General features: G+C 58.6%; 15 protein-coding genes. 8 read left to right on the top strand and 7 right to left on the bottom strand.

What is annotated here, in order from left to right; genetic code table 11:
* Positions 1-293: 293 nt before the first annotated feature.
* The 6 genes from ACXU4B_RS03800 to ACXU4B_RS03775 form a co-directional block, all read right to left on the bottom strand.
* Entirely contained in the window at positions 294-1313 is a 1020-nt protein-coding gene (locus ACXU4B_RS03800; protein ID WP_205746505.1) for a DMT family transporter, read from the bottom strand.
* Positions 1314-1331: 18 nt separating this feature from the next.
* A complete protein-coding gene (locus ACXU4B_RS03795; RefSeq protein WP_131407908.1) occupies positions 1332-2612 on the bottom strand; it encodes an epoxide hydrolase family protein in 1281 nt (426 codons plus the stop codon).
* Between the two features lie 30 nt (positions 2613-2642).
* A complete protein-coding gene (locus tag ACXU4B_RS03790; RefSeq protein WP_131407906.1) occupies positions 2643-3482 on the bottom strand; it encodes a helix-turn-helix domain-containing protein in 840 nt (279 codons plus the stop codon).
* 121 nt (positions 3483-3603) lie between these two features.
* Positions 3604-4155 carry a carboxymuconolactone decarboxylase family protein gene (locus ACXU4B_RS03785; RefSeq protein ID WP_131407904.1) on the bottom strand — a complete coding sequence of 184 codons (552 nt, stop codon included), beginning with the start codon at positions 4153-4155 and terminating at the stop codon, positions 3604-3606.
* A gap of 299 nt (positions 4156-4454) precedes the next feature.
* A complete protein-coding gene (locus tag ACXU4B_RS03780; RefSeq protein ID WP_131407902.1) occupies positions 4455-4781 on the bottom strand; it encodes a DoxX family protein in 327 nt (108 codons plus the stop codon).
* Between the two features lies 1 nt (position 4782).
* Complete coding sequence (locus tag ACXU4B_RS03775) at positions 4783-5163, bottom strand: DUF4267 domain-containing protein (protein ID WP_131407900.1); 381 nt, start codon at positions 5161-5163, stop codon at positions 4783-4785.
* 115 nt (positions 5164-5278) lie between these two features.
* Here ACXU4B_RS03775 and ACXU4B_RS03770 point away from each other — a divergent pair, with 115 nt between their 5' ends.
* A complete protein-coding gene (locus ACXU4B_RS03770) occupies positions 5279-5875 on the top strand; it encodes a TetR/AcrR family transcriptional regulator (protein WP_131407898.1) in 597 nt (198 codons plus the stop codon).
* A gap of 373 nt (positions 5876-6248) precedes the next feature.
* Here ACXU4B_RS03770 and ACXU4B_RS03765 read toward each other — a convergent pair whose 3' ends face one another.
* Positions 6249-6470 (bottom strand): TonB-dependent receptor, encoded by a 222-nt coding sequence (locus ACXU4B_RS03765; protein WP_131407896.1) that lies wholly within the window; start codon positions 6468-6470, stop codon positions 6249-6251.
* An 890-nt stretch (positions 6471-7360) separates the two neighbouring features.
* Between ACXU4B_RS03765 and ACXU4B_RS03760 the strand changes: the two genes are divergently transcribed.
* The 7 genes from ACXU4B_RS03760 (at position 7361) to ACXU4B_RS03730 (ending at position 13834) form a co-directional block, all read left to right on the top strand.
* Complete coding sequence (locus tag ACXU4B_RS03760) at positions 7361-7681, top strand: fasciclin domain-containing protein (protein ID WP_131407895.1); 321 nt, start codon at positions 7361-7363, stop codon at positions 7679-7681.
* A 28-nt stretch (positions 7682-7709) separates the two neighbouring features.
* Entirely contained in the window at positions 7710-7784 is a 75-nt protein-coding gene (locus ACXU4B_RS03755; protein WP_425481402.1) for a hypothetical protein, read from the top strand.
* A 952-nt stretch (positions 7785-8736) separates the two neighbouring features.
* Positions 8737-9681, top strand: a complete 945-nt coding sequence (locus ACXU4B_RS03750) for an MBL fold metallo-hydrolase (protein WP_131407893.1) — start codon at positions 8737-8739, stop codon at positions 9679-9681.
* A gap of 255 nt (positions 9682-9936) precedes the next feature.
* The gene (locus ACXU4B_RS03745) at positions 9937-10905 is read left to right on the top strand and encodes an SOS response-associated peptidase family protein (protein WP_131407891.1); all 969 of its coding nucleotides are present in this window, start codon (positions 9937-9939) and stop codon (positions 10903-10905) included.
* A 419-nt stretch (positions 10906-11324) separates the two neighbouring features.
* Positions 11325-11594 carry a hypothetical protein gene (locus ACXU4B_RS03740; protein WP_131407889.1) on the top strand — a complete coding sequence of 90 codons (270 nt, stop codon included), beginning with the start codon at positions 11325-11327 and terminating at the stop codon, positions 11592-11594.
* Positions 11595-12014: 420 nt separating this feature from the next.
* Positions 12015-12326, top strand: a complete 312-nt coding sequence (locus tag ACXU4B_RS03735; RefSeq protein ID WP_131407887.1) for a hypothetical protein — start codon at positions 12015-12017, stop codon at positions 12324-12326.
* A 512-nt stretch (positions 12327-12838) separates the two neighbouring features.
* The gene (locus ACXU4B_RS03730; RefSeq protein WP_131407885.1) at positions 12839-13834 is read left to right on the top strand and encodes a sigma 54-interacting transcriptional regulator; all 996 of its coding nucleotides are present in this window, start codon (positions 12839-12841) and stop codon (positions 13832-13834) included.
* Positions 13835-13884: the final 50 nt, after the last annotated feature.

The raw sequence follows: 13884 nt of genomic DNA, 5'->3' as shown, positions 1-13884 counted from the left end.
TATACCGCTTGTCTTTGAATGCGGCTATCGCCAGGCGTTGAGCTGCACCCACGTCCGACTGCTGGTTCCATGCAGCGCATGGAGAGTTGGCCTTTCCCGATCAATAGGACATCCGCTTGCCTTCGCGCTTGAGCGGAAAGCGATAGCGGGCGCTGGGGCGACACGATTAGGTCAAGTTATCGGGGGGTAGAGGAGGGCGTATTTGCCAAGATTGGAAAGGGTTCGTTTCCAACCCCAGTCTGGCTTGCCTTTCTCGCTGGCCTTGGGTGTGCACCATTCGGACGTTTATGCGACTACGCACCCTCTACTTTCCGAAATAGCGACTGGAGCAACGATTCGCCGTTGACGATGAATGCGCCGCCGAGCACCAGAATTGCGCCTGCGGCAAAGCTCACGTCGACAGGCTCGTTGAGGAGCACATGCCCGAACGCGACGCCGAAGAGTGGCGTGAGGAAGGAGAGCACGCCAAGCCGAGCAGCAAGGTAGCGGCGCAGCAGCACGAACCATGTGAGATAGCTTGCGAATGACACGATGATTGCCTGGAAACCGAGGCTCATCCACACGGGAGTCGTCCAGGTCAGGCTGGTCTGGCCACTGGCAAGCGCTACGACGAGCAAGACGATGAATGCGGCCGCCAGCTGATAGAAAAGCGTTTGCGCGGCGGGGGCCTGGCTCAGGGCGGAGGTGCGGACGACTACGGTGGTAAATCCCCATGCCGCCCCGCCGCAGATGCCCATGAGGTCTCCCAGCAGCGAATTGTCAGTATGGTGTGAGTCGGATGTGCCTCCATGCAGCAGGAACGTCGCCGTGATGCCGGCGAATGCGATCACGACGCCACCCCATTGGAGGGGCGACAGCCGTTCTCCGGGTGCAAACGCATGCAAGCCAAGCGCCGCAAAGAGTGGCGCCGTGTACAGAAACACCGCCATATGAGCAGCCGTCGTTCGAGTCAGGCCTTCGGCAACAAAGAGGAATTCCGCAGCAAACAGGACCCCTGTCACCAAGCCGGCCACGCCCGCGCCTCGGAGCCAACGAGCCGAACCAAACAGTCGGTCGGCAGCCAACACCAATATGGCGGCGATGCCGGAACGAACGGCGATTTGCATGACAGGGGCAACGTCCGCGGCAATTGCTTTGATGGCGACCTGCTGGAACCCCCAGACCGCGCACAAGACGGTCATGATCAGAACCGCATTTGTATCCAGGGGGCGGCGCAAGGGAATGACCTCATTCGCGGTGACGGGGATTGTGGACTGGACGCAAGGGCGCCAGTGGCAAGGTGCTTGCTGATGCTTGTTGTCATGACGACTCATGACAAGACGACGCGGTGATCAAAGATTGCGCAGGTGCCGGGCAAACTGACGGACATCTGCAGCATATTCAGCAGGCGCTTCCCAGCCAGGGAAGTGGCCTCCGATCTTCTGGAGAGAGTACTGCTGAACATTGTAGAAGCGCTCGGCCCATGATTTGGGCGCCGTCACCAAATCTTTGGGCCACATGCAGATGGCGGTAGGCACGCTGACGTGATCGCCCGCCTGGAGTTTGGGGCGAAAATGACGGCTGTCGTAGTAGTACCGCATGGACGATCCGATCGTTCCCGTCGCCCAGTAGATCATCAGGTTATCGATAAGCATGTCGAGCGGAAATGTTTGCAGAAGGTCCTGGCCATGGTCGCTCCAGAAGTAGTACTTCTCAACAATCCAGCTGGCGAGGCCGGTGGGAGAATCGGCAAGCGCAAAGGCCAACGTCTGCGGCCTTGTCATTTGAAGATGTTCGTAAGCGCCTTCTTCTGCCTCCCAACGGGAGGCACTAGCCAGATAGGCCTTTTCGCCATCGGAAAGCGGCGCCGAGGTCGCCGTCAGCGGTGGATCGACCACTGTCGAAATATGTATGCCCATGACGCTATCGGGGTGCTTTAATGCCAATCGCGTCGCGACGCCAGCGCCAATGTCCGTTCCCGCGGCGAGATAACGCGTGTAGCCGAGATGCTCGGTCATCAAGGTATGAAACAGATCTTCGGCATTCACCTGGTAAGGACGCGTGGGTCGATCGGAATAGCCAAAACCAGGAAGCGCCGGGATCACCAGATCGAAGGCGTCGTCTGCCGTGCCCCCAAAGGTCAAAGGATTGGCAAGCATCGGCGCGAGCTTTCCATACTCGACGAAGCTGGATGGCCACCCATTCATCAGAAGTAGCGGTTTGGGGTTGGTTCCTCGCCCCTTCAGATGGATATAGCTGATGCCGAAGCCTCCAATGTTCGCCCGGAATAGAGGAAGGGTATTCAGTCGCTTTTCGGCTGCGTCGAAATCGTAATCCACATTCCAATGCTGCACGAGTGTTCTTATGAAAGATTCGTTCATGCCGTAAAGCCAGTCTGTCGTGACTGCATCGCTCCAGCGCGTCTGTGCCAGTCGCTGCCGAAGGTCCTTTTTCAAGTCGCTATCAAATCGGATCGTGAAGGCTTGATCGGTCATGGTGTCGCTGATTCGCTTGGATGCAGGTTGGTTGAAAGCTAGCCAACTCTTCGCCGGTGCTGCCATGGCTGAGATGGATGCGGTGGCTGCCATGGCCATGGCGCCACCGGCCTGCTTGAGAAACTGGCGTCGTAACATATGCGACTCCTGAAAAAAGACTGTATTCAGCTAGTGGCCAAGCATCTGCAAGTGTTTCGCCTCAGTGCTTTCGTCGGCGGGAAACATGCATTCGACACGAAGTTCCTGTGCACTGATCGTCTGGGGAGTGCCGACAGTTGTAACCAAGGAAAAGTAGTTCAATACCACCCCTTCTCTCACGAAGCTAAGAGGTATAACAGGGGTGGTTGGCGTATAGGACTCTGCGGCGTGTACCTTCTCGTCGTCGCCAACATCTGAGTAGGCTTTGAGCGACTGCAGCAACTCCTCCGTCTTTTCGTCGATGATGTTGCCCACCGCTTCGCGATGAACGCGTCGAATGAGACTGCGTGAAGTACGCTCCCAATCGTTCACGAACGGCTTCATTCCGTTCGGGTCAAATATGAGATGGAGCATGTTGCGAGGTCCCTCACGCTTTGATGTGTCGAAAAAGCAGTTGAAGAAGCGGGGTGCGTACGCATTGGTCATCAGGACATTCCAATACCTGTCCATGACGATGGCCGGAAATGGATCGTGCTGTCGGAGCATGCGTTCTATCGCATTTCGCAAGCCTCGCATCTCCAGAGCTTCGAGCGGGCTTTCGGTATAAATCGGAGCGAATCCGGCAGCCTGGAGTAGGGCATTTCGCTCGCGCAACGGGACATCAAGCGCGAGGGAAATGTCGATCAGTACCTCTCGGCTAGGATTGCTTCGGCCACTTTCGATAAAGCTGATGTGGCGCTGCGAGATGCCCGTATCGAGTGAGACGTCGAATTGACTCTTGCCACGCTGCGCTCGCCAGTAGCGCATCAAAGGGCCCAGAGCGTTTGCGGTGCCGGCATCATGAGCATGTTTATGCGACGACGAATTCATTGCGCTATCCACCTATGAGGCACAGTACTCACTGGTACTTTCGTTTGCGGCGATACCACGAGGCATCGATGCGACGATATTCGATGCATCGATGCCCGCGGCAGCGCCTACGGCCAGAGGATTAGTACGCCGTCCAGGCGTGGGTCTGGAAGGCCTTCTCCACCGGCGGCTGGGTCACGCTTCCGGTGTAATTGGTGATAGTCGATGCGGCGACTATGGCAATCACTTCGAGAAGATGATCGACACCGAAGCCAGCCTGCAAAAACAGTTGCTTATCACGCTCATTGAGACGGCCTCTCTTTTCGATCAGTGTCCTTGCCAACCGGGAAAGCGCGGCAAGCTTGGCGTCCCTGGGCATATCGCCATCACGAATCGCCTCTACGTCGGTAGCGTCGAGACCATTCTCGAGTGCGAGCGCGGTATGGAAAGCCACCGCCCACGTAGATGCATTGGTGACGGCGTTGGTGAGCAGAACCGCCTGAACCTGGGGTTCGGAGAAACTGCCTCCATGAACATTGCCAAACAGCCCAACAAGGCTCTTGATCAATACAGAGGACGTCGACATGGCGCCGGCGATGTTAGGAATGAATCCAAATGCGCCTTGCAGGGACTCCAAGGCCGGCTTTGAAGCTTCTGGGGCTGAATGAAGGCTATGAATGGGGAAGTTCGACATGGCTATATCTCCCAAATGAAATCCAAAAAGCGATGTGCCTTTCTCGGCGGAAGGTGCGTCCGAGTGGATGTAAATTTGAGCCGTCGAAGGAATCCCTTCAATTACTCCTGAGGTAATTAGCTGGGCTGCGCTGGAGGCGCACCTCGATTCCATAGGCAACCAATACACGCAAATGCGGTGCCCTTATTGCGGACGTCCACGAAATGTCGGCTGGGGTTGTGGCGCGTAGGGCCGGTGTCCGTTTCCGATCCGAAGCAATGAGACGGACCTCACCAACCACAGGAGTTCAGCTGCTTCAATTAGGGGGAAGACGAGATAGCTCCGAATGCGATCAATGCGACAAAGACACCAAGGGGTGCAAGGCGTGGAAATTCGCGATGGCGCAGAACGGTCAGAATGGCAGCCGCAACGATTGCCGCCCCAAGCGCCGTACCAACCATGCGACTGACAGGTAGCGCAATCAAAACGGCGCTCATCAACTCCAGTCCGCCGGTAAGGCGGCTCCACCAGCGGGGGTAGCCCCATCGAGCGAAACTGCTTTGCGTGGCGGGCGTGGCGATCGCGTTGACCAGGCCTGCGCTGAAAAAGCCTGCAACGAGGAGCCAGATGGAAATCGCATGGACCATCTCAGCGCACCCCCATCATCAAAAGAATCGCCGTCAAGACCATCACCCCGGCCGTAACGGCGTGCATGCCGAAGGCACTTATGGCGGAGCCTTTCCCTGCAAGCACGACCAGCATGTCGCCGACGGGGATGAAGGCTTCTGCCAACAAGACGATGCCGACCTCGCGAGGGCTAGCCCAAGCCATCAATGCCAGTACGGTCAGTCCCGATGCTATGTCGCGCACCCCCTTGAGACGCAGCCACCAGGCGATGTTGGCGCCGCTTTCTGGAAGGGGCAGGCCGAAGCTGCCTACCGCTGTCCTGGGGGTTGCGAGATATTGGATACCGATCGCGATGATCGCGAGAGCCAAGAGCAGTGCCAGTCCGATAGCAAACGTTTGCATCGAGGTGTCCTACAGTGAGTGTCATACCGGTGGAATATAAACTAGCAATGCTAGATTATCAAGCTTCGGTATAATAGTGTGGCCGTTCGGCCAGATGGGTGCGGGAGATCGAAGGTTGAGCATTGCTGAGCGAAAAGGGAGGCACCGGGCGGAGCGTGAGTCCCGCATCGTCGCGGCAGCGCGCGCGATTGCCGAGCGTGACGGATGGGATGCCGTTACCGTCCGCCGCCTGGCCGGGGAGATCGAATACAGCCAGCCAGTCCTCTATTCGCACTTCCAGAACAGGGATGCGATTGTTGCAGCGGTTGCCATCGAGGGTTTCCAGGAGCTCACGGCAGCTCTTCAGGAAGCAACCCGCGGATCGTCCGGGCAACGAGGTGCCCTGGAGAATGCCGCCAAGGCCTATCTCGACTTCGCGCTAAGGTTTCCGGCTCTCTACGAAGCCATGTTCAACCTCCCGACCGATCTGCGATTCGCCGATGCTGAGACCCGGCCGGAACTGCGGGCCGGATTCGATGCTCTTGCAACGGTCGTAACGCCGTTCTGCGTCGATGCGGATGTAGCGACCGAGACTTTCTGGGCAGCTCTTCATGGGCTCGCCGGACTTGAACGCTCAGGCCGAATCAGGCCCAGCGCGCGCGGTGAACGTCTCGCGTTGCTCATTCAGGCCATGATGGCTTCCCACGACAATTCGCCCGACCGCAGCTTGTGAGCCAAGACAGTGCCAGTACTGGCAGAGCCTGATCTGACCGCTATCGACCCATAGCGGTCATTTAAGATAGTTCGTCAGCCAATCAGTTGGCACGCTGTGCCAGCGGCATTGACTCCAATGATGGCTGTGGAGGCAAGTATCGCGACGTTCGCGACGCCTTCGACGTCTATTCGGGTGGGGCGCATCGTTCTGGCGAGGCGTGCAAGTAGGCAAATTCAATTCCGCCCCTCTTCTTTGGAGGGTAAGTGGAAGCGACGCCTTACTCAGGCGAACCTGCCCTCACGATTCCTCTGGTGATCATTCATCCCGCCGGCAACATCTCCCTCGAGCTGGATGAGGAGGATGCACGTTCAAATGGCACCTCGAAAGGCACCTAGCTGGACTGGACCCACGCAAGCTCGATGTCATCTTGCACGGCTTCATTGACCTCTCCGGCCGGAACGCCCATAAGTTCGTTGATACGTCCGTGCCGCATGCCAAAAAAGACGCCGCTACGGCGGTAGGTTGCGGCCCACGTGACACGATCCGCACTCGCGTGTTCGTAATCACCTTCGTATGTGAAGCCGTTGGTGGTCTTGCCGGAAATACTAGTCATGATGGCGGCCTTTGGAATCGGGCGCGTCCGTGCCCTCTCTTTCTGGAAGAAAACGGTTCGTAACGCTCGAGCGTTGTTGAGCCAACGACTGCAGTTAGCGATCGCTCGGTTCCGCGGTTGGATAGGGCCCGCCGTCGTCATCCATGCGAGCGGTATCCACGTCTTGCCGGTCTTTGTCAGGTTCAGGGAGATCGACCTTAAGGATGGTCACACTCTTCCGAGCCAAGGCGTTTGCTTGCGTTGATGCTACCGATACGTCGCATCCCGGGAGCCAGCGATTGCGCTGCTCGCTGTTTGCAGCATCCGGAACGGATGAAAAGTGCAGCCTATGAGGGTGAAAGTACAGCGAGTTCGTTTGATTGATGATGTACATGGAGTTGCCTCGAGTGTTGACCCGCATCCTGCAGGTCATAAGCAAGCGCTAGCCCGCGGCTCCGGCCAAGGCGGAGAAAACCCAGAGGCCTTGCAAGCAAAACCAAAGATAATCTGAGGCGTCCGAAGCGGGTCTAACGAAGCCTCGGCGCACGATCAACATGCGCTTTGTTCTGTTATGCCTCTGTAAGTTGTCGCCAGCTTGCAGGCCCGATCTTTTTCTGGACTCGCACCGCTCCTACTCGCCAGTTTTCGCGTGTGGTAGCTCGTGTGACGATAGGGCCAGGATGAAATAGGCAACTTCCTGGCCCACCGCAAAGACCGAGCTCTAGTAGTCCGGAGACCACCGGATGGGTCCCTGGTGGTCATAGAACCCCGGGGGAATAAAGTACGCGGTGTTCATAAATTCAGCTGGAGTGCTGGCCCGCATCACGCGATGCGTAGGCGGATAGCGCTCCGCAACTTCGGAAATACATGGAGATGTCCCAGCGGGCATCGGTGAGGGTGTCGCGCGATTGATGCGCGGAAAGATTGTAAGAGAGCTCGGCGACGGAGCAGCGGCCCCTATCCATACGCTTAGCAAAGCTCTCGAAGCGGCCGAGTTCACCAATGTCCTGAAGGGCTCAGACCCTTACGCCGTCTTTGCGCCGACAGATGCAGCGTTTGAAAAGCCGCCCACGGGCACACCGGAAAGCTGGCTGAAACCAGAGAACAAGGCAGAGTTGATCTCCGTAAGGAAGTGCCACGTGCTGCCGGGCCGGGCATCGTCCGTCGAGGTCCAAGAACTGACCGCGCCGAAAATGATGGGGCCAGACTGGGCCGATCACGAAGGAAGGTGACAAGCTCGACATCGGCGGCGCCACCATCATGGGGCAGGAAATTGCCGCGAGCAACGGCACCATCCACGCGATCGATGCGGTAATCGTGCCGACTAAGCACTAAACGACAGGAGCTTCTGATGGGGAACGCCTCACCACAAGACTCTCTGGGGCGTCCTGTTGCGGGGCACACCCTTCGCCTCGATGCGGCTAATGTCGAGCATGTGGTCCGAGGGATTCACTCCCCCTGGTGGCGCAAATTGCGCGCTCCACGTCAACGGAAGAACCCATGCCGTAGTCCGGCCACATGAGCGGATTCTCCGAGGGTGCCATAGCGTCCTTCATTTCAATCGATGCCGCGCCAACAAGCTCCATGAGACGACGAACATCGTCAGCTGGCATTTCATCGTCCAACTCCACCGTAACCACAGCACAGCCCATTTGTGCCGGCACGGGAAGACGGCTTGGCGATCGGAGCTCGGATGCTTTTGGACCTTCGCGGTGACCCTGATGACTTAGCCTGGACACAACCGAAGTCGGCGCGCTTGCGCTTGCGGCCGAGTTTCCCACGCTCTCATCCACGCAAGTCAGCACATGGGCGTGTCCCATGCCCCGTGCCAAAAGCTTGTTGATGACAGACGCGGCTGCAAACTGATTAGGAAATGTGGCAACGATGAGGCTAGACATGCTCGCGGACCCCTCGTGAAGAAGAACCATGTGGATGTTACGTGTTCGCCTGGAATCGCTCCGTGACGGTTTCCTTATGCGTACCATCCAGTCGTGTGCAAGCTCTGATCCACCACGATTGATTCTCGGCTTCTTGAATGAGACGGCATGCCCACGTGGCATTATTGCCCTGAAGATGACCGGGCTCACTGAGGACCAGTTGGACCTTGGGTGCTGCGAAGGCACCGCCGACTTTCAGGCCATGCGGAGGACGTGAATTGGCACTTAAGACGTTTGAGCAATTTATTGAGCTTATGAGGCATGGAAGCGCTCACACTCCTCTCCTACGCTGACTCCATTGCAGCAAGACTCCGAGCTCTTGCTAACCACTCACCGCAATGGAAAACATAATGAAAACCAGCTTCTTCTCCGCACCACGCCGCCTGGTCCTGTCCGCCACCGTTACCGCAGCCACCGCATGGATGCCGATGAGCCATGCCCAGGCCACCAGCCCCGTGATCGCCATCAATGAAGCGACCGCCAAGGCCGATATCCAGGTCGAGCAGGTGCGCGACGGCATTAGCGTGCTGTCCGGCTCGGGAGGCAATATCGTGGTCCTGGACAGCAAGGGCGGCAAATTCCTGGTGGACGCCGGCATCGCCGTGTCGAAAGACAAGCTAACGGCCGCGCTGAAGCAGATCAGTCCCGCCCCGCTAAAATACGTGGTCGATACCCACTGGCACTGGGACCACACGGACGGCAACACATGGATGCATGAAGCGGGCGCCACCATCATCGCTCACCCGAATACGCTCAAGCACCTGTCCGAAGAAACCCGCGTGGAAGACTGGAACTACACCTTCAAGCCCCTCCCCGCCGCCGGACTACCCACCATCCTGGTGGAGAAAGACAAGACCATGAATTTTGGCGGCAGCAAGATCCAGCTGCAAAACTTCGGCCACGGCCATACCGACGGCGATCTATGGGTCTATTTTGACAAAGCCGACGTGTTGGTGCTGGGCGATACCTTCTGGAATGGCTACTACCCCTTCATCGACAATGCCGATGGCGGTGGCATCAACCAAGCCATCCACTGGGTCGATGAAGCGATCAAGCATACCTCCGACCACACCGTGGTCGTGCCCGGCCACGGCCCCGTGGGCAACCGCGCCCAGCTGGCCGAATTCCACGACATGCTGGTGACCATCCGCGACAACGTGCAGACCCTGAAGAGGCAGGGTAAGTCGCTGGACGAAATCATCGCCGCCAAGCCTACTGCCGCCTACGACGCCAAATTTGGTGGCTTCGTGATCAATGGCGACTTTTTCACCAAGCTGGTTTACGCCGGCCTGTAATATCCCACAGCCTGAGAAGCAAAAGAGCCGCGTCTTTCGACGTGGCTCTTTTATTCCGTCTCCCCGGCCTGGACTCGAGCCAAGGACCTGCAGCAGCACTGCAATCAAGCTGTTATTGGACCGGGCCAGCGTTCGCCGGGCAGGCCGAAACCGTCATCGATGCGGCTGTGCCGGAGGACTATGATTGGGTCGTCACCCCGATCGACGCTATGCTGGACTCCCGAGGTTTAATCCCCGCACGCTGAGCATCTGGCTATGTGCTACTCCGCCCAGATTGAAGCTGACTACGACAAGTTCGTGCGCGAGTGGGGCGCGATCATCAGCATTAAGCGCTTCGTTGAGCTGTTCTGGGAGAAGCGTAAAGACGGCGGCTGGTCCAAGATTCCGAAAGCCATGCGCGAGGCCTTCCGCAAGCCGCACGGCGAGGAGGGGTTCGAGCTAGCCAAGCTGGTCGCCGAGGGCGACCGAGAGCAAGCAGTCGCCCTGCAGGCGGGGCTAGACGCCCAGGTCGCGCGCCTGCAAAGGGCCGAGGCCGTTCTGGCCGGGCCAAAACCCACCAAATCAGCGTCCAGCGACAAGCGCATCGCCACTGACAAGATCAGCCGCGCGCCGCGAAACCTGGACGACCTCACGAGTAAAGAACCCAAGGACCACGACACGCGCATCGATCCGGGCATTTATGCCCCGGTGATGATCGAGAAGGACGGCCAGCGGATCGTGGTGCCGATGCGCTATCAGTGCCCGTTGCCGGGCTGGAACGAGAAGACCGAGCGGCGTTACGCGGGCACCTATAACGCGCGCCGCGACAACCTCGAAAAGTCGTGGGGCAAGCTGTTCGGTCACCGGCACCGCATCATGATCGTCACCCGCTTCTACGAGAACGTCTCCCGTCACAAGATGGAGGGCAGGGAGCTTGCCACGGGCGAGAAGGAGGAGAACGTCGTCCTCAAGTTCGATCCGAGGCCGCCGCAGGAGATGCTGGTCGCCTGCCTGTGGAACATGTCACTCGGCGCAGACCACGGGACAGACCTCTTCACCTTTGCCGCCATCACTGACGAGCCACCGCCCGAAGTCCTGGCTGCCGGGCATGACCGCTGCATCGTCCCCATCAAGCCAGAGCACGTCGACGCCTGGCTCAGTCCCGGCCCGAACAACCTGGAGGCGTTGTACGCGATCCTTGATGACCGGGCACGGCCGTACTACGAACACAGGCTGGCCGCCTAACAATGGAAACGCCTCAACTCCCAACCGCCGAAGGTAAACGACGTTATCCCCAGACCAACGACTATCTGCCCAATGGCCCCAAATCTGGTAGTGGTAGAACGCCCTGTACCTGCACTCCGTCATGTTTACGCGGGTGCGATGGACGGTGCGGCTGCGAGGCCTGCGCGCTGTCGTTCATGATGTATGCCGATGAGATGGGGTGGCTTTCGCCAGGCGGCCTTACAATCGATCCGGATGATGCACTCGTGATTTATGGGGAGTGCTGGCCGCCTGTTCCGGGTCGGCTTCAGGAGTAGTAAGTAGCCAGCGAGCAAATGCCGCGGCGTTGTACGACTTGATGCTCGGGCTTCGACCCAGAGCGGCCATGACGGACCGAACATAAGCAGTGAAAGTCAATGTTGGTGCTGCGTGGAGGGGTTATGACGCACCAGAATTTCTGGGCTGTCCACGGCTGGCTATTCATCCTGGCCATGTGCTTCTTTCCACGGCTCACTTTGATTTTCAGCTCGGTTACGACTGGCGGCCTCCTTTGGTGGCTGGGTTGGCTCCTGACGCCGCGCCTTTTGGTTGCAATTCTGGCATCGAGTGCCTACTGGCACACCAATACCATCCTCGTCGTGTTCACATGGCTCTGGATGCTCGGAGGCGAAGGAGCCGAAAAGTCGGCGGCGAAGAGGTACCGGCGATAGCCGAGGATCTCGGTCAGGCTGAACGCCGACTCCCAGATAGGCTGGCCAATGCTCTGTGATTGACGGCTCCCCGGAGACTGTCTACGGCTAGCTGATCACCGGGCGTTTCCGGCACCATGACGAGGTCCGCTTCCGACCCATAGCGGACATTGTTCGATGGCGCCGCATGGAGGTTGCAGGTAGGGCCGGCTTTATGCGGTTAGCTAAGGAAGACAAAGTACTTCGCCCGACTATCTATGGCGGCAAGGCCCTCCTTTGCGCACTCTACGGCTTCGGCTTGGTGGCCCTGGCTCGATCCGTCGCAGCCTGTCGGAGCATTGCTGGTGATCTGCGGCATCGCGGGCGGCTGGGTGGCGCTGATCTGGGGATAGCTGTGGGCTTTTCGGCGGAAGCGAGCATAGTTGGGCCTACAATCACCCAATGGAATATCAGCTCGTCATCAAGTTCTGGCGCAAGTCTCTGGCCGACGAAGCCTTTCTCGCAGCGATTGAGGGAAAGTTGAAGGAAGCATTGGGCAATGCCGTCGAATTGGAGGGCTACGATGTCAGTTCAAAAGAGATCAATCTTTTCATGCTCGCGTCTGACCCGCGACATTCCTTTCGGCGTGCAAAAGACGTTCTGGAAAGCCTAGGCGTTCTGAATGGCGTTTCAGCCGCCTTCCGTGTGGCAGGCGGCACTCAGTTCACGTCTATCTGGCCGCTGCGCGCTACTCGCAAGTTCAGGCTGCCGTAGTGCTCGCGAAAAGGCCGGGTCTTGAAGTCTGCTTTCGACCCAAAGCGGACATTTCGCCTCAATGGTCAGGCACGCAGTCAGCTCCCCCAAGGAGTGAGATGGCATGGCCGGGTTGACTTAAGTTTCCTGTTATCTGGAATGAAGGCCCTTTCCTTCCTCTCATCCATAGTTCGGACGGGCCGCGATTAGGGCAAGTTATCGGGGGTAGGCGGGAGTTAACTTCGCCGAGTGCCGCGCGGAGGTCCAAGCAGCCCCTGCTTGCGGAAAGGAGATATTCAAACACGGCAGAGATCGGTAGGCTTGCCGGGTTTGGTCGCAGTTACCGTGGGGTGTAACGCACCCTCAAAGCGTGATGACGGTCACACTCGTATTGCCAACGGCAGATGGGATCACTCGGCCGTCGCATCTAGATTTGAGACGTTTGCCGCCGCTCATCCGTGATTTTCAGGACTTCAATTGCGTTGGATAGCGCTGGCCTGGGCATCCCCTAAAAGACCACAGGGAAAGGGAAGATGAGCGCCATGCTCGGTCAATCCGCCGTGCTCTTGTCGGTGCGCGAAGAACTGCGCCGCTTTTCTGCGTGCGATGTGCCGGTGCTTATTGAAGGCGAAACCGGCACCGGCAAAGAGTTGGCGGCGCGCGAGATCCATTACTCAAGTTCTCGCCGCGACCGCCCCTTTGTGCCGGTGAATTGCGGCGCCTTGCCGGACCACCTGATCGAGAACGAACTGTTCGGCCACGAACGAGGCGCCTATACCGATGCCACGAGTGCCCGGCCCGGTTTGGTCGATCATGCGAGAGGCGGCACCTTGTTTCTCGATGAGGTCGATACCCTCTCGGCCAAGGCGCAAGTAACGTTGCTGCGCTTTCTGGAGAGCAACGAGTTTCGCCCCATCGGTGGAGGCTTGGCACGAGTCTCCGATGCGCGAGTTATCGCTGCCACCAACAGCAGCCTCCGTCAGCGGGTGGCCGACGGTCTGTTTCGGCGCGATCTGGAGTACCGCCTAAACGCGCTCTACGTCAGGCTGCCGCCGTTGCGTGAGCGAGCGGGTGACGTCCCGCTGCTCGCCGCGCACTTCCTCGACCTGGCGGCGCGACGGTTGGATGGCCTCAGCAAGGCGTGGACGAACGAAGCCACGCAGATACTGTGCGCCCACCACTGGCCGGGCAATGTGCGGGAGCTCGAAAACCTGGCGCTACGGGCGTATATGCGCACCAATGAGCCTGTCGTGGATGTGTCCGCGATTACCGAACTAGTCGATATTGCATGCGAGGAGGTCGTCGAAGCATTCCGCGCGCATTCGACCGATCCGATGGATCTGCCTTATCTGGCGGCGAAGAGCCACGCCATGCACGCCTTCGAGCATCGCTACCTCACGCACCTGATGGCGCGGACCGGCGGAAATGTCAGCTCGGCGGCGCGCCTTTCCGGCACCGAGCGGCGGCAACTAGGCAAGCTGCTGAAGAAGCATGGCATAGACATTCGGCGGTTCCGATCTCCGCCTTAGTTGACGCGCCGCGCACCTCGCTCAATCACACCTCATGCATCGCCCGTCTG

The organism is Dyella soli (assembly GCF_054482295.1).
This window is presented reverse-complemented; position numbering and strand designations above follow the sequence as displayed.

Coding starts and splice junctions, on each gene's coding strand:
- ACXU4B_RS03800 (WP_205746505.1), bottom strand. CDS start 1,313: ATGAGTCGTCATGACAACAAGCATCAGCAAGCACCTTGCCACTGGCGC.
- ACXU4B_RS03795 (WP_131407908.1), bottom strand. CDS start 2,612: ATGTTACGACGCCAGTTTCTCAAGCAGGCCGGTGGCGCCATGGCCATG.
- ACXU4B_RS03790 (WP_131407906.1), bottom strand. CDS start 3,482: ATGAATTCGTCGTCGCATAAACATGCTCATGATGCCGGCACCGCAAAC.
- ACXU4B_RS03785 (WP_131407904.1), bottom strand. CDS start 4,155: ATGTCGAACTTCCCCATTCATAGCCTTCATTCAGCCCCAGAAGCTTCA.
- ACXU4B_RS03780 (WP_131407902.1), bottom strand. CDS start 4,781: ATGGTCCATGCGATTTCCATCTGGCTCCTCGTTGCAGGCTTTTTCAGC.
- ACXU4B_RS03775 (WP_131407900.1), bottom strand. CDS start 5,163: ATGCAAACGTTTGCTATCGGACTGGCACTGCTCTTGGCTCTCGCGATC.
- ACXU4B_RS03765 (WP_131407896.1), bottom strand. CDS start 6,470: ATGACTAGTATTTCCGGCAAGACCACCAACGGCTTCACATACGAAGGT.
- ACXU4B_RS03760 (WP_131407895.1), top strand. CDS start 7,361: ATGCGCGGAAAGATTGTAAGAGAGCTCGGCGACGGAGCAGCGGCCCCT.
- ACXU4B_RS03750 (WP_131407893.1), top strand. CDS start 8,737: ATGAAAACCAGCTTCTTCTCCGCACCACGCCGCCTGGTCCTGTCCGCC.
- ACXU4B_RS03745 (WP_131407891.1), top strand. CDS start 9,937: ATGTGCTACTCCGCCCAGATTGAAGCTGACTACGACAAGTTCGTGCGC.
- ACXU4B_RS03740 (WP_131407889.1), top strand. CDS start 11,325: ATGACGCACCAGAATTTCTGGGCTGTCCACGGCTGGCTATTCATCCTG.
- ACXU4B_RS03735 (WP_131407887.1), top strand. CDS start 12,015: ATGGAATATCAGCTCGTCATCAAGTTCTGGCGCAAGTCTCTGGCCGAC.
- ACXU4B_RS03730 (WP_131407885.1), top strand. CDS start 12,839: ATGAGCGCCATGCTCGGTCAATCCGCCGTGCTCTTGTCGGTGCGCGAA.